This is a genomic window from Emticicia fontis (assembly GCF_054779675.1).
Window position 1 is genome coordinate 259,788 of sequence record NZ_BAAGXU010000004.1, and the last position, 22,880, is coordinate 282,667.

Here is a 22,880-nt window from a genome sequence, read left to right on the forward strand (position 1 = left end):
ATATCTAAGATATTAATAACGATACATTTCTGCTTTATATGGTCCTTCAACTGCTACACCGATGTAAGCAGCTTGGTCAACATTTAAAGTATCTAATTTAGCACCTACGTGAGCTAAGTGGAAGGCAGCTACTTTCTCGTCTAATTGCTTAGGCAATACGTATACTTTCTTCTCATATTTATCACTGTTAGTCCATAATTCGATTTGTGCCAATGTCTGGTTTGAGAACGAACATGACATTACGAAAGATGGGTGACCCATTGCACAACCTAAGTTTACTAAACGACCTTCTGCCAAGATAATGATTTCTTTGCCATCGATTTCGTACATATCAACCTGTGGTTTGATAGTCGTTTTAGTGCTTCCGTAGTTGTTGTTCAACCAAGCCATATCGATTTCGTTATCGAAGTGACCGATATTACAAACCACGGCTTTATCACGCATAGCTTTGAAGTGACGGTCGCGGATAATATCGATGTTTCCGGTAGCTGTTACGAAGATATTTGCACGTGTAGCTGCTTCGTCCATCGTAACTACTTCGTAACCATCCATAGCTGCCTGAAGCGCACAGATTGGGTCGATTTCAGTTACTAATACTCTACAACCTGCTCCACGAAGTGAATCTGCCGAACCTTTACCTACATCACCATAACCTGCTACAACTGCTACTTTACCAGCCAACATCAAGTCAGTTGCACGACGAATCGCATCAACTAATGACTCACGACAACCGTATTTGTTATCAAATTTAGATTTTGTTACAGAGTCGTTAACATTGATAGCCGGTAGGTGTAAAGTGCCGTTTCTTTGACGCTCGTATAGACGGTGAACACCAGTAGTTGTTTCTTCTGATAAACCTTTGATATCGCCAATTAACTCAGGATATTTGTCAAAAACCATATTTGTTAAATCACCACCATCGTCAAGAATCATGTTTAATGGTTGTTGTCCTTCACCAAAAAACAAAGTTTGCTCAATACACCAGTCAAACTCTTCTGCAGTTTGTCCTTTCCATGCATACACCTGGATACCCGCAGCAGCAATAGCAGCAGCAGCGTGATCTTGTGTTGAGAAGATATTACATGACGACCAAGTAACTTCAGCACCTAATTCTACCAATGTTTCAATCAAAACCGCAGTCTGGATAGTCATGTGTAAACAACCTGCTACACGTGCACCTGCTAATGGTTTCGACGGACCGTACTCTTTACGAATAGACATCAAGCCCGGCATCTCTGCTTCAGCTAATTTGATTTCTTTACGACCCCAATCGGCAAGGGCTATGTCTTTTACTTTGTAAGGAATGTAATTTTTTGTTGACATTATCTTTTAAGTTAATTTATCCTTATTAAATTGTTAATTTAGTTGGTTTTTCTAAATTACTGACAAAATTAGGATAAATTATTGTGAATATAAATTTTATTTGGATAATTTTATTTAGGGGTAAAAAATAACCCCTGTTCCACGTGGATAAAACAGGTGTAAAGGTATGATGTCAAAAAATGATAGATGATTTATAGTTCTTTTATCCATTCCTGGGCTATTTCTCTAAAAGCCATGGTAGCAGGTTTGCCGATTCTATAGCATTGTTTCCAGATTCTTGATTTTTCTTTGTAGGCGTCACTTTCGAAATCTTCTCTACCGCTTGATTGTTTCACTACTTTGGCTCCGAAGTCTACCTCTGCCGATTCATCCAGAAATTGTTGTAATTGAGATTTAATATTGGATTTGTAATCTTTCTTTTCCGCGGCTTCTGCCATTATTCGTGCATTGTCTTCTCTTTTACTATCCAATTCTGACTGTACTGATTGCTCAGCCATGATTTTGGCGTATTGCTTACTAAATTCAGCAGGATTTGATTTTACCATAGGTTTTAATTTCAGAATAGCATCTGCATTATCAGCACTTCTTTTAAATAAGGTTTGCATACTCTTTACCTGCTTTACATCTTCTGCCGATGCACTACTTAAATCTTTAGCGTTCAAGTCAGCTAATGTTTTTTTACTGGTTTCTGACATATTTTGTTGCATATCAAAAAGCTGATCAGTAAAATTCGGAATCTTCAACATGGATTCGATTGACTGCATTTGGCTATTATATTCAGACTCATACCGCTCTTTCATTTCCGGCGAGTTTCTATCAACAGTTTGCAGGTTTTGCACCAGATTTTTCTCATAATCCGCTTTGAAACCGGTACTCATAATCAATGATTTTACCATTTTGCCCAATGCTTTGGCGGCACTGGCCTGTTCAGCAGCTGGAATACTCATACAAGCCTTTTTTATAGCGGGCGAATAGTAAAACTTAAAGCCCGGAAACTCCTTTAAGGTAGCTAGGGTTGTTAACTGACTTTTAAATTCTTCCTGATTCGTTCCGTAGCGACTCAAATCGTCAAAAGTAAAATGGAGTGAAAGTACTCCAATCAACAAGGCAGATAATAAGGTTATTTTTTTCATGTTTCTTTATTTAATAATTTTAAAGCCTTTGCCAATGCCTTCACGGCATCAGTATTGGGCTGATTGGCTCCATTACATCTACTATCAGGTGGGTTTTGTTCTTTTGTTTAGATACACATAACTATTAATATGCAAGTAAGAATAACCCCCATCATATCTGTTAGTTGATACAATATAATACACTTCAGAACTTTTTAGCCATAGCAATAAAAGAGAAGAAAAGCGATACATTTCCCCCAAGCCTTAAATATCTTTTATTGAAATTTGATTAGTTGTTCTTCAAACGCATCTTCCCGTCTGTCAAGACAATCTCGTCTTTTTTGTCTTGTTTCTTGTAGCCGTTTCCTTCTGGGTCAATGTTTGAGTCGAAACCAGTAGCTTGGGTAATGACTTTGCTTTCCATTTTGTCTTTCAAACGACCTAAGCCGCCTAATACAGTTGCAGATGTTTTCTCTTTCCAGTAAGTGCCTGTCAGTTTGCTACTAAAAGTAATATCTATGAAACCATCTCCATTATTTTTCACTTCCAGTGTTTCATCATTATTCTGTGATTCACCCATGTGGTATTCCATGCGGGGTTCTTTGATTTCTTCTACATATCTTATAGCCGCAATACCTTTATATTTACCTAAATCCTGTGCCTTTTTTATATTTTCTTTCGTATCAGGGTGATCTGCATTCACAATCAGATAAGTGCCTGATTCTACTGCCGAACGACCATAGAAATCACCTAACCAGATTCTAACCATTTTATCTGGTTTGTTAGAGTTACCAGTAAAATAGCCGTAATTGCCGATTTTAATCTGGCGAGGCTGTGTTTTATATTCAGTGCCATTAATCATGACACTCATGGTATTATCGTTGGACACCTGGGCAAAACTACTTGCTGTTACAAAAAGGAGAATAATAAATGCATAAGAGGTTTTCATGTCTTTACTGATTAAATTTATTAGATAATGATGGGAAAAAATTCCCGAAAGATTATGCTAATAACGCCATTCTTGATTGTGCCAATGAGTTTTTAATGATTATTGGTCGATAAAATTTACTGAAAGGTCGAAAGTATTTATGTTCGGTCGTCTAGAATTTAATAGACGCTCTATTTGGTTTAACCAAGTGTATAATTGAATCAATAATTGGATTGATACCGAATTAAAAATTAGACTATCTGATTGAATAGCAAGGATTTGTCTTTTGATTTTTGCTATATTTGATTATTCTATTTCAACTATTCTAAACCTTAACTATGAAAAAATTACTCTTCACCCTGCTTGCCTGTTGGCAAGTGACTGCTTTTGCTCAAACTCCCGAAGAAAAATATACGGAAGACCCTGCCTCTGTTGAACAAGCGGGCGTACCTAAAGGAGAAGTATTAAAATTTGAATTTGCTGACTCCAAGATTTTTCCGGGTACCTGGCGGGAATACTGGGTATATATTCCGGCACAGTATACGCCTGATAAACCTGCCTGTGTATATGTCAATCAGGATGGGATTCAGTGGAAAGCCCCGACGGTATTTGATAATCTGATTCATAAAAAAGAAATGCCTGTAACCATTGGCGTTTTTGTGATGCATGGAAGAGTAAAAGCAGCCAATGGAGAAACGGCTCTCGATCGTTTTAATCGAAGTTATGAATATGATGGTTTGGGAGATAATTATGCAAGATTTATACTGGATGAAATTCTGCCCGAAGTAGAAAAGAAGAAAACGAGCGATGGTCGTGCCATTCGTTTATCCAAAAACGGTAATGATAGAGCCATTGGTGGCTCGAGCAGTGGAGCAGTTTGTGCTTTTACTGCTGCATGGGAGCGTCCAGATGCCTTTTCGAGAGTATTTAGTGCTATTGGTACCTATGTAGGTTTAAGAGGTGCTAATGAATATCCTACGCTTATCCGTAAATATGAGCCAAAGCCTCTACGTGTTTATTTGCAAGATGGTACAAATGATTTGAATATTTATGCAGGCGATTGGTGGAAGTCTAATGAATTAATGGAAAGGGCCTTGATTTTCGCAGGCTATGAAGTGAATCATGTCTGGGGTGAAGGAGGACATAATGGTAAACATGGAACAGCGATTTTTCCGGATGCTATGCGCTGGCTTTGGAAAGATTATCCGAAACCTATCGCAGCAGGAAAAACAAAGAACCCTTTTTTGAGCGATATTCTGATTGATAATGAAGGCTGGGAGTTGGTAGGTGAGGGCTATACTTTTACAGAAGGTACAGCAGCCAATGCAGCAGGAGAGGTATTTTATCAGGATATTCCTAATTCAAAAACTTATAAAGTGGGTTTAGATGGTAAGTTAACAACTTTAGACATTGATGCTAAGAAATCAAGCGGTACTGCGTTTAGTCCAGATGGCAAGCGCTATGTAGTGGCAGGTGGAACGAAACAAATAATCAGCTATGATGCCACAGGAAAAGAAACGATAGTGGCCGATAACCAGACAGGCAATGATATTGCAGTGGCTAAAAACGGTAATGTCTATATCACTGCCCCGAACGGTGTAAGTAATCCAAGTAAATTATATCTGATAAGACCCAATGGAGAAAAGGTAGAAGTTGATGAAGGATTGAAATTTGCCAATGGTTTAACACTCTCGCCTGATCAGACACAATTATATGTAACCGAATCAGCCTCTCATTGGGTTTGGGTGTATCAGATTCAACCTGATGGCAGACTTTCGCATAAACAAAAATATGGCTGGCTACATGTACGCGATACGGATGAAAATGCGTGGTCGGATGGATTAAAATGCGATAGAGACGGAAGAGTATATGTTACTACGCTCTCAGGTATTCAGGTACTTGACCAAACCGGACGGGTAAATGCTATTCTACCAGTGCCTAAAACCAAAGGGCAAGTATCAAACCTATGTTTTGGAGGACCAAATTTTGATATAATGTATATTACTTGTGTAGATAAAGTATATCGCCGGAAGGTAAAGGTAAAAGGAGCCAATACTTTTGATACACCTAATAAACCGGCTGCGCCAAAACTCTAAGGTCCGCGTGTCACGCCTTTAGTGTTCCGGTCAAATAAATGAAGTCCGTCATTATTCATCACCCATAGTCTGTTCTTTGAATCTTTGAAGATGTTACAATCCCAGTTGTCTGATAAGCTTTTGGGGTTTTTCGGGTCGTGTACAAAGTTTTCAAATACTTCAGAAAAAGGATTAAAATGGCTGATTCCGCCCTGTGTGCCAATCCACAATGTGCCGTCTGTATCTTCTACTATTGAGTTCAGGCGGTTATCGGGTAAAGAATTCCCTTTCTCTGATCTCCGGTAGATTTTTATATTAATCCCATCATAGCGATTCAGACCATCTTTGGTACCAATCCAGATAAGCCCTCGATGATCCTGATGTACAAACGTAATGTCTTTAGACGAAAGGCCATCTTTTAGCGTAAGATTATCGAAACGAAGATTTTGGTAAGGAAAAACGCTCTCTACTTTATCGGGTTGTGCGATAAGTGTGAATGAATAAAAGAATAAAAATAGAGAGAAAAGTTTTGTCAAATAGCTGGTTTTTGATTTATCAAAGATGATAAATCAGGGAGCTACTTGCAAGTTGCTTTAATAAATGGGCAGAATTATTTTATTTTTGGTGGTTAGAGGAAATAAAAAAGCTGTGTTTCAGAAAACACAGCAAATAATTTGTGGCGCGAATGTCTCGTTCGCGGTGGATATCAGAAAAACTTGTTGCAGATTAAGTAGGAAAATAACTACAAAGTAATACTTATTTTGTTGCTTTATTCACCTCAAAAAAGCTTCTGTTTCTCAATATTCACTGCGAACGAGACGTTCGCGCCACAAATTTTACAATTTATGCCAATGTAATCCTCTTACCAGTTTGCGCTGCTTCATAGATAGCAGTCAGATACTTCATGTCTCTTAGTCCTTCTTCTCCTGAAATATGGCTCGGGAACATTTTAGTTTCCTGAAACTCCCGGGCAATGGCTTCTAACATATTGGCTTGATGATGTACAATAGGCATATTCAATTCTCCTTTACTTGTACGACCCTTAATTGGTCCGTAGCTATAAGCAGGGCTCAATTGTATAAAGCCTTTCTCATAGGTTATCAATAATTGCTCAATATTGGTTTTATAAGAAGTAAATCCATTGACAGTAACCGCATCAGGAAAATCGAATTGCCATGAAAGCGATTCTTCAACATCTTTAAAACGCGTTGGGTCAGTTATCGGGCCGAACTGGGCTGTTACAGCTAATGGCTCTTTACCCGTCACATAACGCGCCCCTTGGATACAATAAACGCCTACATCCATTAACGGGCCACCGCCTGCCATTGCTTTTTTCAAGCGCCATTGGGTCGGGTCACCGATGGTAAAGCCAAAGTTTGTATTAATAAATTTAACCTCTCCAAAAACTTTCTCACGGCTCATCCGGATGATTTCCTTCGTAAAAGGCTCAAAGTGCATCCGATAACCTATGCCTAGCTGTACTCCGGCATCTTTGCAGGCTTTTATCATCTCTTCACATTCCTTTACCGAATTGGCCATTGGTTTTTCACACATCACGTGCTTGCCTGCTTTAGCCGCCCGAATTACGTATTCGTGGTGCATGGAGTTAGGAAGCACGACATATACTACATCAATATCTTTATTATCCGCTATCTGGTCGAAGGTCTGATAGTTATAGACATTCTTTTGGGGGATATTATACTTTTTCATCCATTCTTCTGCTTTGGATGGCGTACCTGTTACGATACCTGCCAGATAGCAATTGGGTGTTTGCTCCAGACCAACAGCTAGCTGATTTTTGGCATAACTCCCTAAACCCACTAAGGCAATACCTAATTTCTTGCCTTCAAATTTAGGTTTTGGTTCGGGAACGCTCACGAGAGAAGGCACAGCAAATGCTGCTGCTGTGGTGCCGAGCCCGACACCCAAGTTTTGTAAAAACGAACGACGAGATTGATCTTCTGCCATTAGTATAGGGTTTTAAATAGTTTATTTATCGACATGGTAAGTTACAAAAGCCAGTTGCTTACTATCCGGCGACCAACTCGGTACATTGATAGTGCCTTGTCCACCAAAGAATACTTCGGTCAAGTCTTTTATCTTTTTGGTTTTCAAATCCATCAGGCGGAGTTTGACGTCTTTACCAAAAGGATGAGAGGCTTTCTGATCTTCTATATACGTAATAAAAACAATTTGCTTACCATCGGGTGAAGGGTGTGCAAACCAATTGCTATACTCATCGTTGGTCAATTGTTCCTGCTCACTTCCATCAGGTTTCATGCGGTAAATATGCATTTTCCCGCTGCGATGAGAATTGAAATAGATGTATTTACCATCCGGTGAATATTCTGGGCCATCATCCAGACTTTGGGCATCTGTTAATCTTTTTTCTTCACCACCATTTACAGGAATGCTATATATATCAAATTCTCCGTTTCTTGAAGCGCAATATACTAAGGTTTGTCCATCAGGCGAAATACCATGCCAGTAGGAAGGAGATTTTTCTGTAATGAGTTTCGGCGTACCTCCCTCAATAGGTAAAGTAAAGATTCGGGAAGTACCTCCTTGTGTACCTTTCATCCGGTCATCGTTATGACTGATGACTATCATTTTGCCATCAAAGCTGATGCCGTGGTCGTTATTGCATTTATTGGCGAAATCAGTATTGATATTGCCTAGTTTTTCACCGGTGGTAGAGATTTTTTCTAATAATCCTTTGGCATTGATGATAAAGTATTTACCGTCTCTCGACCAATTGGGTGCTTCAAAATGGCGCTTTTCTTTGAGGATAACTGTTCGTTTGCCAGATTTAACGTTTATGGTTTCCAGCGTGCTTTCCACGTTCTGGGGTGTCTGGGCAAACACAGCTATGGGGAAGATAAAGAGTAAGATTTTCATAGAATTGAATACATTAGGCTTATAGTTGAATAGAAACCAAATGTATTCAATTTTTATGCAATTTGCTATAATTATAAAACGGAATTCTCGGGCTTACCACCTAATTTATAGGGATAGTCAGTCGTGTAATGTAGACCGCGACTTTCTTTGCGTTTCATAGCGCAGCGAATCACTAATTCGGCGCATTGTACCAGATTGCGCAATTCGCAAAGCTTTACCGAAAGCTTGGTTTTTTTATAGAATTCTTCTGTTTCGTCTTTAACCAGTTTCAGACGGCGTAAGGCACGTTCTAAACGGAAATCAGAGCGAACAATACCTACGTAGTCAGACATCATGCGTTGTACCTCACGCAGGTTGTGTGTAACCAGGATTTCTTCGTTCGATTGCTCAGTTCCAAATTCATCCCAATCAGGTACGTTTTCCTGAAATCTGATTTTATCTACATCTTCAATCGCCTGGTGTGCAATCCGATGTCCAAAAACAGCTGCTTCTAATAATGAATTGGAAGCCAGACGATTCGCCCCATGTAAGCCTGTAGAAGAACACTCACCACAGGCAAACAAGCGATGAATAGTTGAATGCCCATATTCATCTACTAAAATACCTCCACATAGATAATGCGCTGCCGGAACAACCGGAATCATATCTTTGGTAATATCCAACCCTATGCTCAAGCACTTTTCATAGATATTCGGAAAGTGCTGCAATATCAATTCTTTAGGTTTGAATGAAATATCCAGATATACATGGTCTTCTCCAGATTTCTTCATTTCGGCATCGATCGAACGGGCCACTATATCACGAGGAGCCAACGAGCCACGAGGGTCGTAGCTTTGCATAAATTCCTCGCCTTTTTTGTTTTTCAAAACCCCACCTTCACCACGTACAGCCTCAGTAATCAGGAAACTTGGGTACTCACCCGGATTATAAAGTGAGGTTGGGTGAAACTGTATCATTTCCATGTCCCGTACTCTACCTTTAGCTCTGTAAATCATGGCAATGCCGTCTCCGGTAGCAATTACAGGGTTAGTTGTGGCAGAATAAATGTTTCCTGCGCCACCCGTAGCCATCAAAGTAACTTTCGAGAGAATCGTTTCTACCTGATGCGTATGTACATTTAAGGCATATACCCCAAAACAGGTAATATCATTTGTCTCACGGGTAACTTCAATACCTAAATGGTGTTGGGTAATGATTTCAACGGCATAATAATGCGTCAGAATCTCAATATTCGGGTTTTTGCTTACCTGTTCAAGTAAAGCGCGCTCAATCTCTTTGCCCGTAATATCTTTATAATGTAGGATTCTCTTTTCTGAGTGTCCACCCTCACGAGTCAGATCATATTCCGAGCCGTGTTTATCGAAGTTCGTTCCATAATCAATTAATTCCTGAATACGGTCGGGGCCTTCGGTTACCACTATCTCTACAATTTTGCGGTCGCAAAGTCCGTCGCCGGCAATTAATGTATCGCTGATATGTTTTTCAAAAGAATCGGTTTCAGGGTCAAAAACAGCAGCAATTCCACCTTGGGCGTATTTGGTATTGGTTTCGTCGGCGTTTACTTTCGTCAGAATCAATACCTTTCCTTTGGCTGCCGCTTTGAGTGCAAAACTCAAGCCCGCAATACCGGAACCTATCACTAAAAAATCTACTTTCTGCATCGAGATAAAATTTGAATACTTTTCAATCAAATGTATTGAAAGCGGTCTTTAAATTATTCAAATAAAACTATTAATTATTGAGCTTCACAAAGCCTCCGTCAATCAGGTAATCACAACCCGTAATAAAACCTGCTTCATCAGAACAGAGATAAACTGCCAATGAGCCGATTTCTTCAGGTTTTGCCATACGGCCAATCGGTTGCGTTTTAGAAAGTTTGTCAAACATTTCTTTCTCTTTACCCGGATAAGTCTTTTTCAGGAATCCATCCACAAACGGCGTATGCACACGAGCAGGAGAAATACTATTACAACGGATATTATGTTTCAGATAGTCTTTAGCTATCTGCAAAGTCATGGTATAAATAGCGCCTTTGCTCATCGAATAAGCAAATCTATCAGGAATACCCACAGTTGCCGCAATAGAAGCGATATTCAGAATTACGCCACCGCCTTTAGCTCTGAAATGTGGGATAACGGCTTGTAAGCAATTATAAGTCCCTTTTACATTGACATTGAATACCTTATCAAAATCTTCTTCTGTTGTGCTTTCAACTGTGCCAATGTGAGCGATGCCCGCATTATTTACGATAATATCAATGGTATTTTCTTTCGCTATTTTATCAATCGCTTTTTTTACCTCTTTCTGTTTCGAAACATCTACTTTATGAAAGTAGGCTTCACCACCATTGGCATTAATCAGGTCGGCCTCGCGCTCTGCCTGGTCGATATTTAATTCAAATATATGTACTGCTGCTCCTTGTTTAGCAAAAAGTCTGGAAATCGAAAGGCCTATGCCGCTTGCACCTCCGGTTACGATGGCTACTTTATTATCAAGACGAAACATTTTACGGAAAATTAATGGATTAAATTTGCTGACTAATACTTTAAATTTTCGTCAAAATTAGCAGTCAATTCGGTAAGTAAAAATATTTCTAAATACATTTGTTAAAATGATACTCGTATCAACCTTTTATATATTGCCTAAAAGATTTTATTTCTCATAAAATATTATTTGAAAAGGACTTATGAAAATTCAATTCTACGGAGCGGCGCAACGGGTTACCGGAAGCAAACACCTGATTACCACCCAAAAAGGAACAAAGATTTTATTGGATTGTGGACTGTTTCAAGGTATCAATACCTCGGAGCTAAATCTGCAATTTGGCTTTGACCCTAAAGAGATAGATATTCTGATACTGAGCCATGCACATATAGACCATACAGGCCTGGTGCCAAGGTTGGTAAGAAAAGGTTTCAAAGGGCAAATATATGCCACTCACGCCACCAAAGATTTATGTGACATTATGTTGTTTGACTCTGCCTATATTCAGGAAAAAGATCTGGAGAGAGTGAACGAAAGAAGAAATAAGAGAGGAGAACCCCTTTTGGAAATACTTTATGGCGAAGAAGATGTAAGAGCGGCTCTATCGCTATTTAAAACCATAGATTATCATACACCATTTTATCTGGAAGAAGGTGTAAAAGCAGAATATTATGATGCAGGGCATCTTTTGGGTAGTGCAGGCATCTACCTGACATTTGAGGAAACAGAAGGTACTAAAACATTATTCTTCACAGGTGATGTTGGACGGCCAAATGATAAAATATTACGTAGTCCGGAAGCATTTCCGCAGGCTGACTATATTATTTGCGAGTCAACCTACGGCGATAGATTGCATGAGCCGGAGATTGATATGAAGGCCCATCTCTTGCAGATTGTGCATGATACCTGCGTGGTTCGCCGAGGTAAACTGATTATCCCGGCCTTTGCCGTAGACCGTACACAAGAGTTAGTGTATGCCTTAGACCAATTAGAAAGCGAAGGCCGATTGCCGAAAATACAGGTTTATGTAGATAGCCCATTAGCTGTAAAAGCGACAATGGCTATGAAAGAAAACGAAGAATGTTTCAACCCTGAAATTCTGGATTATATCAAGCACGATGGTGATGCCTTTGACTTTGATAATTTGCATTATATCAGTGAAGTGAATCAGTCTAAAGCCTTAAATTCATATAAGGAGCCTTGTATTATTATCTCGGCATCGGGCATGGCAGAAGCCGGACGAATCAAGCATCATATTGCCAATAATGTTGAAGACCCTCATAATACTATATTATTAGTAGGATATTGCTCACCTGAAAGTTTAGGGGCAGTTCTAAAAGCCAGACCTGAAAATGTAAAAATATTTGGTGAGTTACATAAATTAAACGCCAAAGTAGAAGTAATGGATTCATTCTCTGCCCATGCAGATTATTCTGAACTGATAACATATCTGGGTTGTCAGGATGCTTCGAAGGTAAAGTCTCTGTTCCTGGTACACGGCGAGCTCCCAACGCAATTGGCATTTAAAAATCGCTTATTACTGGCTGGGTTTAAGAATATCCTGATACCTGCCCAGGGCGAAGGTTTTGATTTATAGAAAAGAATACATACAGAAAAGAAAAAACTATATATCCGCTTATTCTATCGGGAAATGTACATGCTGAGCCATGAATTTTTCCCGAATAGAGAAATTAATCATAGCTTTGTATAAAATTTCAGGTGTTATACATGATTAACACTTTCACATTTCATTTGCTATGGTTAATAGCGCTAACAAACTTTCCAAATGAAAATCGCCATTCACGGCCGAAAATTCAATGTGGAGTCTGTACAGTATGTACAGCAGGTTTTTGATGAATTACAAAAATATAAAGTTGAAATTCAGCTTTCAGAAACTTTCAAACGTGTTTTGCTGCAATCGGGCATTCAGTTGCACTGCAAGAATGTCTACACTACTTCTCAGGAGATATTTAATGCTGATCTTGCCTTCAGCCTTGGCGGAGACGGTACATTTCTTGAAACGCTCTCGCACGTAGGAAAAAGAGAGATTCCAATTCTTGGGTTCAATTTCGGACGTCTGGGTTTCTTGGCAGCAGTTTCATCTGAGCAAATTGAGACAACAATCGCGCAATTAGCAAATAAGCAATACGATATTGATGAAAGGACCATGCTTTCTGCCTCTTCTGAAACAGAATTGTTTGAAGAGGGCATGAATTTTGCATTGAATGAAGTAGCTATTTCAAAAACAGATACTTCTTCAATGATTGTGGTGCACGCCTATATTAACGGAGAATTTCTGAATACGTATTGGGCAGATGGATTGATGGTTGCCACAGCTACCGGATCAACCGGTTATTCATTGAGCTGTGGCGGGCCGCTGGTAATGCCTCATTCGGCCAATTTTATTATTACTCCTATTTGCCCGCATAATCTGTTTGTAAGGCCTATGATTGTTTCTGACGACAGTGTCATTTCTTTAAAAGTAGAAAGCCGAAGCAACAACTATCTGGTTTCGATGGATTCCCGAGCCAAAATTATTGCTTCTGAAGAAGAGGCCACGATCACTGTGAGAAAAGAGAATTTCAAGGCAAGAATGATCACGATGGAGGGTAATAATTTTCTAAATACTTTAAGGAATAAACTAAAGTGGGGTGTAGATGCCCGCAATTGATAATAAAACTTTTAATCTTACGTTAATACTCAGACTAACATTGCTATTCCATTATGAAATTTTTAGACTTCAAAGGAGCATTATTAAAGACTATATTTTGTTTTTCGCTGATACTGTTGGTTGCTGGTGAGAACTTCGCTCAGTTCAGTAAGAGAAACAAAATGAATCAGTATTCTACAATTGGCATTGGTGGAGGGTCTTCTCACTATTTCGGTGATCTGTCTCCTTATAGTACTTTCTATTATGGTTTATATACCAACGTGCAATGGAATGCAACGATTAACTATACCCGTCAGTTTACTCCTCAATTTGCAGCCAGAGTAAGTTTTACCTGGGCTCGTATCATGGGAGACGATTTTACGTATTCTCAAAGAAATCTGGAGAAGTTTCATAGCTATTATTTAAGAAATCTGCATTTCAGAAACGATATTAAAGAATTTTCTCTTACAGGGATAATCAATCTTTTGCCGCAAACAGGTAAAGGTCAACAGGGTAGAAGAGGTTTCATGCCTTACGCCTTGCTTGGATTAGGCTTTTACGGTCATGCCCCTAAAGCAAGAGAAGTGGCTACAATTGATGCCAATGGAAATGTGACTTTAGGTGGTTGGTTGAATTTGAAAGAATTGCAAACTTCAGGTCAGGGGATTATTCCAGATCAACCTAAAACCTATTCTCTTTTGCAGCCTGTATTTCCAGTCGGTCTTGGTGTAAAATTGAAACTTACCGAAAAACTGGATCTGAATTTAGAAGGTGGTTTAAGAATAACGCCATTTGATTACCTGGACGACGTAGGCAGCACAAAGTATCCTAATCCAACTACCTTAGCCTCTACCTCACCACTAGGTGCATTGCTGTCTAACCGTGCTGGTGAAGATATTTCGGCAAGAACGGGTAAAAGCAGAGAAGAAATATTTGCTCAGATTATTACCAATGCTCCTTACAATGCAGCAACCGTGAACCCTAAACCAAGTACATTGGGGCAACAATATGTAGGGTATACAGCCAATACGCAAAGAGGTAGCTCAAGATGGGATAGTTATTTTGTAACACAGATTACTATTAGCTATATCATCGGTAACAACAATATTAAATGTCCACCAATAAAATAATAGAACCCATAATTATTTCATAGCTTATTTGATTTTTTGTGAAAAAAAGCCTTTTTCTGATTTTACTTATTGGAGCATTACCTGAACTGCAAGCCCAGATGTGGGAGATTGGCGGAGGTGTTGGTGGTATGAATTATAAAGGTGATGTATTGCCTAAATATAAGCCTTTGGTGGTTGGCCCAGGAGCCAACATATTTGCCCGGATGAACTGGAGCCGTTCGCTTTCGTTAAAAGTGAATGGTCTGATTGGTAAGATACATGGAAGTGATGATGACATGAATGATCCATTTCATCGAATGAGGGGTTTTAGCTTTAATGCAAGTATTATAGAAGCAGGCGGGCAGATAGAGTATAATTTCATGAATTTCAGAACAAGTGCTTCTCGTATAGTAAATAACTGGTCGCCGTATGTATTTGGTGGAGGTGGTATTACTATGAGAAGCACTAACTATACCATAAGCAATTTAATAGATACAGGTAATGGGTTTACATTTAATGGTACTACTTCTGGTAGTAGTAATACCCGTATCAACTCATGGATTTTAGGAATTGGCTTTAAAAAAGAGCTGAGCCCCCGTTGGAACTGGGGAATGGAATTTGGAACCAGATGGATTAACGACGATTTTCTGGATGGTTTGGGGTACTATAAAAACGGTACTTATGATAATGACCCATTGCCACCAATTATTACAGATTTTGTTTTACTGAACCGCAAACGGAGCGTGCCCGGCACCAGAGCGAAAGATATGTACTATTATACGAATATCTCAATCAGCTATTTATTCTATAAAGTACATTGCCCGCCAAGAAGATAATCAATCTACTTTACGCTTAGATGCGAAAGATTCTGCTGTTTTTTGTTAAAAAATCATAACAAAAGTCTACAAATCAATAAAAACTTATCAAACAAAGTTCTTTTTTCCTAACTTTGCAATCCTTTTTATTAATTAGCACCATTGTTGGTTAATATTTCACCAATTGATAATTGTTTTTTACGTGAAAGAAAACATTAATTTAAGCAATTTACCCAAACACATAGCCGTTATAATGGATGGTAATGGACGCTGGGCGAAGAAACAAGGTGCTATGCGCATATTCGGTCATCACCATGGTATAAAATCCGTAAGAGATACCGTAGAGGGTTGTGTAGAACTAGGTGTAAAATACCTGACACTTTATACGTTTTCAACCGAAAACTGGAATCGCCCTAAGCTCGAAGTAGATGGCATTATGCAGTTGCTTATTAAAACAATTGGAGAAGAAGTACCCGACCTGAATAAAAACAACGTTCGTCTGAAAGCTATTGGCGACTTAGAATCACTACCCAAGTCTGCACGAAAAACATTACAGGATTCTATCGACCTGACAAAAAATAATACTGGTCTTACATTGACCTTAGCCCTGAGCTATAGTGGTAAATGGGAGATTGTAGAAGTAACCAAAAAAATTGCTCAACAGGTAAAATCAGGAGCATTAGCCATTGAAAATATAACAGAGGAGGTATTTTCTTCACTTTTAGCGACAGAAAATGCCCCAGACGTAGATTTGATGATTCGCACAGGTGGCGACCACCGGATAAGTAATTATCTGCTCTGGCAACTGGCTTATGCAGAATTATATTTTATGGACGATTTGTATTGGCCTGAGTTTCGTAGACAACACTTATTCGAGGCTATTTATGAGTACCAACAGCGTGAAAGGCGCTTCGGAAAAACGAGTGAGCAATTACCTTCTGTACAGGTATAATATATATGATAATGATTTTTACAAACAAGTATCAGTTTAACCAGGCCCTTTTCGGCATAAACACTACTACAATTAAAAAAGGTATCCTTTTTATTGCCCTCTTATTTTCTTCAACAGGAATATTTGCTCAGTTAAGAATCGGTGTTGGTGCCCGGGGTAGCCAGGCTAAAGACAATACTGTATCTTACGAAAGACCGCAGGAATATACCATTTCGAAAATCACCGTAACCGGTATTAAGTTTCTTGACCCTAATACGCTTATCTCTGTTTCGGGCTTGAACGTAAATGACAAAATCTCGATTCCGGGGGAAAGAATCAGTGCAGCTATCCGCCGCCTGATGGAACAGGGGATTATTGAAGATGTAGCCATTAATATTACCAAAATAGAAGGAGATAAAGTTGAACTGGAACTGAATCTTCGTGAGCGCCCTCGTTTAAATAAATTTACTTTTAAAGGCCTACGCAAAGGAGAGATTGAAACAGTAAGTGATAAGGTAAAAGCCAATAAAGGAAAGGTAATCACCGATGCCTTGATTAAAAACATTCAGCTGACTATCAAAAAGATATATGTTGATAAAGGATTTTTGAATACAAGTGTACAGATCAAACAGGTAGTTGATACCATCCGTGCCAATAACGCGGCATTGATTGTTTATGTAGATAAGAAAAAGAAAGTGAAAATTGACGACATTCAATTGAATGGCGTAGAAGAGCTACCAGACTGGAAAGTTTTAACCAAACTTAAAAGCACCAAAATTAAAGCACCTTTAAGAATCTTTACCCCTTCCAAATTTATTCCAAAGAAATTTGAAGAGGATAAAGAAAAACTGGTAGAATATTATAACAAGAAGGGGTATCGTGATGCCCAGATTACTTCTGACTCTACCTTTACCAGTGGTGGCAATAATCTAAAGATTATTCTGAATATTAATGAGGGACAGCGTTTTTATTACCGCAATATCACCTGGACAGGTAATTACCTGCGTAAAACAGAAGTTTTGCAAAGAATATTAGCCATCGAAAAAGGAGATGTTTATAATCCTGAAGAGTTGAATAAAAGAATCAACGGTATTCCGCAAGGAGACGTGAGTTCGGCTTATATGGATGATGGCTATCTGTTCTTTAGTTGTACACCTGTTGAGGTAGCTGTTGAAGGAGATTCTATTGATATTGAAATGCGTATTAATGAAGGTAAACAAGCTACCATTAATCGTATTATATTAAATGGAAATACCAAAACCAGTGACCACGTAGTGATGCGTGAGCTTTTGACTCGTCCGGGACAGAAATTCAGTAAAACTGACTTGATTGAATCTCAACAAATTCTGGCTAGAATGAACTATTTTGACCCTCAGAAAATTGAGCCGAAACCAATTCCACAAGCAGATGGTACTGTTGATATTGAATATAATGTAGAAGAGAAACCAAGTGATAATATTGAGCTTTCAGGTGGTTGGGGAGGTTTACAAGGTTTTGTAGGTACTTTTGGGGTTGTGTTTAATAACTTCTCAGCCAAAAATATTGCTAATTTTGATAAATGGCGCCCACTTCCGGCAGGTGATGGACAGAAACTGGCTCTACGTTTACAAGCCAGTGGTCGATTCTACCAAACTTATTCCATTTCATTTACGGAGCCTTGGCTAGGTGGTAAAAAACCTAATTCATTTACTGTAAGTATTTTCCATACTTCTTCTGATAATAGAGCGTATCAAAGAGCTTTAGAAAGACAATATGGCAATAACCCAACTCTTTTGGCCTTATATGGTGGTTCAAGCAGTATCTATAATGGGTATTTTAAAAATACGGGAGCATCGGTTACTTATGGTAAACGTCTGAACTGGCCTGATAGAAACTTTAGCTTTAATGCATCCCTGTCTTATCAAAGATATAATGTAGATAATAGCTACTTTATCCCGGGTTTCCAGAAAGGGGTGGCGAATGACCTTTCATTCATTGCTTCATTCTCAAGATATGCCTTAGACAATCCGCAATTTACCCGTTCAGGTTCACAGTTTAACTTAACGGCTACTTTTAACCCTCCTTATTCTATACTAAGAGGCGGGCCTGCTACTGATAGGTTCAAATGGATTGAAGGACATAAATGGATGTTTGACGGAGACTGGTATACGCCAATTGTTGGTAAATTTGTATTACACGCCAAAGCCAATTTAGGTTTCTTGGGTAAATATAGCGCCAGCTCAGAATATAGCCCATTTGGTCGATTTATCCTGGGTGGTGCCGGTTTAGGTATGCAGAACGCGATGAACGTAGGTGCCGATCTAATCGGATTGCGTGGGTATGATGAAGGGGTAGTACATGAATTATCAATGGACGAAGCTGAAAGACTAAGAAAAGGTGAAATTACTTTGAGCCGTTTGGGTGGTTTGGCATATAGCAAGTATACTGCCGAAATTCGCTATCCGGTATCCTTAAATCCACAGGCTACTATTTTCCTTCAGTTGTTTGCTGAGGCAGGTAATAGCTGGGGTAGCTACAAAGATATTAATCCGTTCAAGTTACGTCGTACAGCTGGTATTGGTGCGAGAATTTTCATGCCTGCCTTTGGTTTGTTAGGTCTTGACTTCGGACAAGGCTTTGACCCGATTCCTGGAATCAGCAACCGTGGTTTGAAATCATTTACCTTTAGTATCGGTCAACAAATCAGATAAGATTGTTTTTGTTAAATTCTGTTAATAAGATATTAGCTTGTCTTTACCAACGTTAATAAGGCAATTAAGGACCTGAAAAGACGTTAGTATATGACCAAACAATAAATTATTAATTAATATTATCCATTCGTAATTATTTTTGAATGAAAAAGACAATATTTTTGCTATTTTTGACACTCTTTTCTGTACAGTCTTTTGCACAAAAGTTTGGATATATTGATTCGGAGTTTATTACGAGTAAAATGCCGGATTATAAAAAGGCCCAGGAGGATATGGAAAAATATTCGGAAAAATGGGTTCAGGATATTCAGGCAAGGTATACAGAATTAGAAAAAATGCGTCTGCAATATCAACAGGAAGAGATTTTATTGACGGCTGATATGAAGCGCGAGCGTCTGAAAGCATTAGAAGATAAAGAGAAAGAGGTAAAGGAACTGAATAACAAGGTCTTTGGCATGAACGGTTTATTGTTTGCCAAGAAAAAGGAAATAATGAAACCTATTATGGATGATATTTTCAAAGCCTGTGCAAAAGTTGCCCGCCAGAAGCAGTTAATGTTTATTTTTGATAAAGCATCAGACATAAGCATGATTTATACAGACCCCCGCCACGATTATACCGATTATGTGATGGAGTCTCTGGGAATTTCGTTAAAGGAAGATAAAACTCAAAATAACCAAGTATCAAAACCAAAAAATTAGTATCAAAATGAAAACAAAGTTTTTTGCCTCTCTAATTGCGGCTATAATGTTTGTCGGTATTACTGCGAATGCTCAACAAAAAATTGGCTATACCAATGTTGATTTCATTCTCAATAATCTACCAGACGCTAAAGATATAGAGACTAAATTGAAAACTGAAAAAGCACAATACGACAAATTGTTGCAAGACAAAGTGGGTGATTTTCAGAAAAAATATGAAGATTATCAAAAAAATGCGGCTACTATGTCACCAGTGATCAAAGCTGACCGTGAGAAAGAATTACAAAATCAAAACAATGCGATTCAGGAATTCCAACAAAATTCTGAAGGTGCATTACAACAAAAACAACAACAATTGTTGGCTCCGGTATTAGATAAAATTGACAAAACTATCAAAGATGTAGCTAAAGAAAACGGTTATACTTATGTTTTCAATACTGATGCTGGCCCTGGTACTACACCAATCTTGTTAGTTGCTCCAGATGCTGACAATATCTCTGATTTAGTATTCAAAAAATTAGGTGTAACTCCTCCTGCTAAAACAGCCGCAGCAACAACTGCTCCTGCTACGCCAGCAGCAACTCCTAAGAAACCATAATTAGTATATAATTAGTTTTTATATAAAGAAAAGCCGTAGAATTTCGATTCTGCGGCTTTTCTGGTTTTTTAGCTTATCTGAATTAGTTCAACTGTGTTCCTAATCGATTAATACTATTGCCAAGGTTTTCTACTACTTTTTTACTATTGGCATCTGTTGCTTTAGCTTTTGCACTGGCGAGGCTTGTTTTAGCCAAAGTCAATTCCTGTTTTGCTTTAGCGGCATCGCTAGCTTTTTTATACAAACGTGCCGACTCATATCTGGCATTTGCTATATCAAGTGGAGTTTTTAATTGAGGTAATGCTGTATTCATCCAATTACGTACCTGTGATGCTAACTTACCATCAGGGAAATTGACATTGTAGAAAGTTACATAATAAACCAGCATTTGAGGTTGCGAAGTCTGGCTCACCATATTCTGAATAAAAGACATGGCTTTATCTTGTCCTTGTTCACGAATCAGCGCTTGAGCTTCTATTTGCCAGGTATTGCTGGTGACATATTGCCCGGCACCTATCAGATTCATGTATTGTTTCAGCTTATTTACTTTAGCCAATGAATATTTACTTGCCTTAGGGCTATAAATAGCCATTTGTACCAACATACCCATCGCATTCATTTCAGTGCCTTCATGGCCTTTTGCTGCTTCATACTTTTTGGCGGTATCCAGGTTTCTCAACCAGAATTCGGCAAAACCATTATCCACATCCATCAGGCATTTTTTAGCTATTTCCCAGCTTTCCTGAGAGCTCAATTTGTCTTTCGGATAAACGCCATATAAATCATTTGCTACATTAATGTTGCGCGTGGTATCTTGTGTAATACGAAGCAAATAAGCCAGACTAGCCATCATGCTTACGTCACGACTTCCGGCCTGGTACCGCTTCCATGCCTTGCCTGATTGGGTGTTAGGGTCTAAAGCTGCTTTGGCATGATTGACAAAGTCTTTAGGTGTATTAACAGGATCTGTATGATGTAGAATATTCTGATTTTTATCGAAGTATAAAAACAAAGGGAAACCTGGTAAATAGATTTTCTTATCACTCAGAAATTTTACCTGTTTGGCATCGCTCAGGTTAAGTTTATAATTAATAAAATTCTGATTGTAGAATTTACCCACCTCGGCATTTTTCAATGTAGGCTCAAGGCTCATACAAATAGGGCAATTAGGGTGAAAACACTCTACGAAAACAGGTTTATTCTGTGCCTTTGCTTTGGCAAATGCGCCCTGTATGGTAGGCTCCCACGAAATACCCTGAGAAAAAGCAAGACAGGAAGTGAGAAAAAAGGCAATAGATAAAAGTATTTTTTTCATCGAAAACAGGCTGGTGTTTGGTATGAATAATGGTGATTGAATAGCAATAAACGTTCCATATTCCAAGCAATTGCCTGATAGGGACGCCTTTACTCTGTAACAGTAAAGATAGCTGAATCATTTCAGAATATTGCTTAAAAAATACAGCCATCACCTTTTGGAAGATGATGGCTGTGAAATCATAAACAGGTTGACAATTATGCTAATTCTTTCTGTACTTTTTCCAATAGTTTTTTTGTAGCCATAACGCCTTCAGCATTTGATAAATAACTGGTGTCGCCGCCCATATCTCTCATTAATCCTCCTTCGTATTCTATACCCACATATCCGCCAGTCCAGCCCGATGCTTTAATGATTTTGAACATTTTGATAAAGTCAGTATCTATATCATTACCATTCGCATCGAATCTATGAGTTTTTGCACTGATACCTCTCGCATAAGGCATCATTTTTTTCGTTCCTTCATATTTATCATGTTCTTTCACACATTTGGTAGCCATCAAATCTTTTAAAGAAGAAGAAGCAGGTTTGCTTCTTTCAGCACAAAAATTGCCGAAATCGGGCAAGAAACCTTTGTTTTTAGATTTCACATTTTTCATTACACCTACCAACCAATCAGGGTCTGTTGAGTAACCGAAGTGGTTTTCTACAATCACATTTATACCTGCTTTGGCTGCGTATTCACATACTTTTTCGTAGCCGTCAGTTGCTGCTTTGCCTACTTCTTCCATCGTGCCTTCTTCGCCCTTGCCCGACATGGCAGCCATTGCATCACCTAAATTGACACGAATAGTTGTACAACCCAGATACTTGGCCGCATCAACCCAAGGATAATGAGCCTCTACCGCTTTCTGGCGTGTATCTGCATTCAATGCTGCAATATTGGCACCATCCACCATAATCAAATGGTTTTTCATGCCTAAATCATCACAGCGTTGTTTCAGCTCTTTCAGATAAGTCTGGTCGGTATGTTTGTTATTGAAAAAACCTGATACGTATTCTAAAACCGAAACACCGAATTCATTTTTTGCTCTGGCCGGAAAATCCATGTTTTTCATTTTGCCTGTAAATAATTCAGAGGCAAAAGAGAATTCGGCAAGCGATATTTCAAAAGTGAATTTTTTGACAGTTTCTGCCGCAAAAAGAGATTCGGGTAATAAGGAAGATAAGCCAAGTCCTGCAGTAGCAAGACCTAATTGGCTAAGAAATTCACGACGGTTGTTCATAAATTTAATATTATAGAATGAAAGA

The 22,880-nt window shown here is 38.7% G+C and carries 19 protein-coding genes; 9 read left to right on the forward strand and 10 right to left on the reverse strand.

All coding sequences use genetic code 11. The features are described from left to right. Window positions 1–12: 12 nt before the first annotated feature. The 3 genes from ahcY to ACYVFA_RS03680 form a co-directional block, all read right to left on the reverse strand. Window positions 13–1,323, reverse strand: coding sequence for an adenosylhomocysteinase (ahcY, locus tag ACYVFA_RS03670; RefSeq protein WP_460470439.1), 1,311 nt, complete (start codon window positions 1,321–1,323; stop codon window positions 13–15). Between the two features lie 191 nt (window positions 1,324–1,514). Then, window positions 1,515–2,456 (reverse strand): hypothetical protein, encoded by a 942-nt coding sequence (locus ACYVFA_RS03675; protein WP_460470440.1) that lies wholly within the window; start codon window positions 2,454–2,456, stop codon window positions 1,515–1,517. A gap of 268 nt (window positions 2,457–2,724) precedes the next feature. Continuing rightward, window positions 2,725–3,384: a hypothetical protein gene (locus tag ACYVFA_RS03680; protein ID WP_460470441.1), complete on the reverse strand. Its 660-nt coding sequence runs from the start codon at window positions 3,382–3,384 to the stop codon at window positions 2,725–2,727. A 317-nt stretch (window positions 3,385–3,701) separates the two neighbouring features. Here ACYVFA_RS03680 and ACYVFA_RS03685 point away from each other — a divergent pair, with 317 nt between their 5' ends. Beyond that, window positions 3,702–5,459 (forward strand): SMP-30/gluconolactonase/LRE family protein, encoded by a 1,758-nt coding sequence (locus ACYVFA_RS03685; RefSeq protein WP_460470442.1) that lies wholly within the window; start codon window positions 3,702–3,704, stop codon window positions 5,457–5,459. Here the strand turns inward: ACYVFA_RS03685 and ACYVFA_RS03690 are convergent. From ACYVFA_RS03690 to ACYVFA_RS03710, 5 genes are all read right to left on the reverse strand, one after another. Beyond that, the gene (locus ACYVFA_RS03690; RefSeq protein ID WP_460470443.1) at window positions 5,456–5,974 is read right to left on the reverse strand and encodes a ligand-binding sensor domain-containing protein; all 519 of its coding nucleotides are present in this window, start codon (window positions 5,972–5,974) and stop codon (window positions 5,456–5,458) included. The genes ACYVFA_RS03685 and ACYVFA_RS03690 overlap by 4 nt on opposite strands. Before the next feature lie 307 nt (window positions 5,975–6,281). Then, window positions 6,282–7,406, reverse strand: coding sequence for a Gfo/Idh/MocA family protein (locus tag ACYVFA_RS03695; protein ID WP_460470444.1), 1,125 nt, complete (start codon window positions 7,404–7,406; stop codon window positions 6,282–6,284). A gap of 21 nt (window positions 7,407–7,427) precedes the next feature. Beyond that, window positions 7,428–8,336, reverse strand: coding sequence for a TolB family protein (locus ACYVFA_RS03700; RefSeq protein ID WP_460470445.1), 909 nt, complete (start codon window positions 8,334–8,336; stop codon window positions 7,428–7,430). A 71-nt stretch (window positions 8,337–8,407) separates the two neighbouring features. Continuing rightward, the gene (nadB, locus tag ACYVFA_RS03705) at window positions 8,408–9,997 is read right to left on the reverse strand and encodes an L-aspartate oxidase (RefSeq protein ID WP_460470446.1); all 1,590 of its coding nucleotides are present in this window, start codon (window positions 9,995–9,997) and stop codon (window positions 8,408–8,410) included. A gap of 70 nt (window positions 9,998–10,067) precedes the next feature. Then, entirely contained in the window at window positions 10,068–10,841 is a 774-nt protein-coding gene (locus tag ACYVFA_RS03710; protein ID WP_460470447.1) for an SDR family NAD(P)-dependent oxidoreductase, read from the reverse strand. Between the two features lie 181 nt (window positions 10,842–11,022). Between ACYVFA_RS03710 and ACYVFA_RS03715 the strand changes: the two genes are divergently transcribed. The 8 genes from ACYVFA_RS03715 to ACYVFA_RS03750 all read left to right on the forward strand — a co-directional run bounded on the left by ACYVFA_RS03715 (window position 11,023) and on the right by ACYVFA_RS03750 (window position 20,314). Further along, the gene (locus ACYVFA_RS03715; protein WP_460470448.1) at window positions 11,023–12,417 is read left to right on the forward strand and encodes an MBL fold metallo-hydrolase; all 1,395 of its coding nucleotides are present in this window, start codon (window positions 11,023–11,025) and stop codon (window positions 12,415–12,417) included. A gap of 189 nt (window positions 12,418–12,606) precedes the next feature. After that, window positions 12,607–13,491 (forward strand): diacylglycerol kinase catalytic domain-containing protein, encoded by an 885-nt coding sequence (locus ACYVFA_RS03720; protein WP_460470449.1) that lies wholly within the window; start codon window positions 12,607–12,609, stop codon window positions 13,489–13,491. A 53-nt stretch (window positions 13,492–13,544) separates the two neighbouring features. After that, the gene (locus ACYVFA_RS03725; protein WP_460470450.1) at window positions 13,545–14,600 is read left to right on the forward strand and encodes a hypothetical protein; all 1,056 of its coding nucleotides are present in this window, start codon (window positions 13,545–13,547) and stop codon (window positions 14,598–14,600) included. A 38-nt stretch (window positions 14,601–14,638) separates the two neighbouring features. Next, window positions 14,639–15,415, forward strand: coding sequence for a type IX secretion system protein PorG (porG, locus tag ACYVFA_RS03730; protein ID WP_460470451.1), 777 nt, complete (start codon window positions 14,639–14,641; stop codon window positions 15,413–15,415). A 181-nt stretch (window positions 15,416–15,596) separates the two neighbouring features. Further along, on the forward strand, window positions 15,597–16,346 hold the full coding sequence (locus tag ACYVFA_RS03735) for an isoprenyl transferase (protein ID WP_460470452.1): 750 nt from the start codon (window positions 15,597–15,599) through the stop codon (window positions 16,344–16,346). Window positions 16,347–16,357: 11 nt separating this feature from the next. Beyond that, window positions 16,358–19,015, forward strand: a complete 2,658-nt coding sequence (gene bamA / locus ACYVFA_RS03740; protein ID WP_460470453.1) for a BamA/OMP85 family outer membrane protein — start codon at window positions 16,358–16,360, stop codon at window positions 19,013–19,015. 143 nt (window positions 19,016–19,158) lie between these two features. Further along, the gene (locus ACYVFA_RS03745; protein WP_460470454.1) at window positions 19,159–19,716 is read left to right on the forward strand and encodes an OmpH/Skp family outer membrane protein; all 558 of its coding nucleotides are present in this window, start codon (window positions 19,159–19,161) and stop codon (window positions 19,714–19,716) included. 7 nt (window positions 19,717–19,723) lie between these two features. Next, complete coding sequence (locus ACYVFA_RS03750) at window positions 19,724–20,314, forward strand: OmpH/Skp family outer membrane protein (protein WP_460470455.1); 591 nt, start codon at window positions 19,724–19,726, stop codon at window positions 20,312–20,314. A gap of 82 nt (window positions 20,315–20,396) precedes the next feature. On the opposite strand, the gene ACYVFA_RS03755 is transcribed toward ACYVFA_RS03750, so the two are convergent. Both ACYVFA_RS03755 and ACYVFA_RS03760 read right to left on the reverse strand, forming a co-directional pair. Beyond that, entirely contained in the window at window positions 20,397–21,629 is a 1,233-nt protein-coding gene (locus ACYVFA_RS03755; protein WP_460470456.1) for a thioredoxin family protein, read from the reverse strand. 197 nt (window positions 21,630–21,826) lie between these two features. Then, a complete protein-coding gene (locus ACYVFA_RS03760; RefSeq protein ID WP_460470457.1) occupies window positions 21,827–22,855 on the reverse strand; it encodes a sugar phosphate isomerase/epimerase family protein in 1,029 nt (342 codons plus the stop codon). Between the last annotated feature and the right edge of the window lie 25 nt (window positions 22,856–22,880).

Excerpts from the sequence above, each read along its gene's own strand:
- ACYVFA_RS03700 (WP_460470445.1), bottom strand. The coding sequence starts at position 8,336 with ATGAAAATCTTACTCTTTATCTTCCCCATAGCTGTGTTTGCCCAGACA.
- ACYVFA_RS03760 (WP_460470457.1), bottom strand. The coding sequence starts at position 22,855 with ATGAACAACCGTCGTGAATTTCTTAGCCAATTAGGTCTTGCTACTGCA.
- bamA (WP_460470453.1), top strand. The coding sequence starts at position 16,358 with ATGATTTTTACAAACAAGTATCAGTTTAACCAGGCCCTTTTCGGCATA.
- ahcY (WP_460470439.1), bottom strand. The coding sequence starts at position 1,323 with ATGTCAACAAAAAATTACATTCCTTACAAAGTAAAAGACATAGCCCTT.
- ACYVFA_RS03680 (WP_460470441.1), bottom strand. The coding sequence starts at position 3,384 with ATGAAAACCTCTTATGCATTTATTATTCTCCTTTTTGTAACAGCAAGT.
- ACYVFA_RS03755 (WP_460470456.1), bottom strand. The coding sequence starts at position 21,629 with ATGAAAAAAATACTTTTATCTATTGCCTTTTTTCTCACTTCCTGTCTT.
- ACYVFA_RS03675 (WP_460470440.1), bottom strand. The coding sequence starts at position 2,456 with ATGAAAAAAATAACCTTATTATCTGCCTTGTTGATTGGAGTACTTTCA.
- ACYVFA_RS03720 (WP_460470449.1), top strand. The coding sequence starts at position 12,607 with ATGAAAATCGCCATTCACGGCCGAAAATTCAATGTGGAGTCTGTACAG.
- nadB (WP_460470446.1), bottom strand. The coding sequence starts at position 9,997 with ATGCAGAAAGTAGATTTTTTAGTGATAGGTTCCGGTATTGCGGGCTTG.
- ACYVFA_RS03745 (WP_460470454.1), top strand. The coding sequence starts at position 19,159 with ATGAAAAAGACAATATTTTTGCTATTTTTGACACTCTTTTCTGTACAG.
- ACYVFA_RS03725 (WP_460470450.1), top strand. The coding sequence starts at position 13,545 with ATGAAATTTTTAGACTTCAAAGGAGCATTATTAAAGACTATATTTTGT.
- ACYVFA_RS03685 (WP_460470442.1), top strand. The coding sequence starts at position 3,702 with ATGAAAAAATTACTCTTCACCCTGCTTGCCTGTTGGCAAGTGACTGCT.
- ACYVFA_RS03715 (WP_460470448.1), top strand. The coding sequence starts at position 11,023 with ATGAAAATTCAATTCTACGGAGCGGCGCAACGGGTTACCGGAAGCAAA.
- ACYVFA_RS03710 (WP_460470447.1), bottom strand. The coding sequence starts at position 10,841 with ATGTTTCGTCTTGATAATAAAGTAGCCATCGTAACCGGAGGTGCAAGC.
- ACYVFA_RS03695 (WP_460470444.1), bottom strand. The coding sequence starts at position 7,406 with ATGGCAGAAGATCAATCTCGTCGTTCGTTTTTACAAAACTTGGGTGTC.
- ACYVFA_RS03750 (WP_460470455.1), top strand. The coding sequence starts at position 19,724 with ATGAAAACAAAGTTTTTTGCCTCTCTAATTGCGGCTATAATGTTTGTC.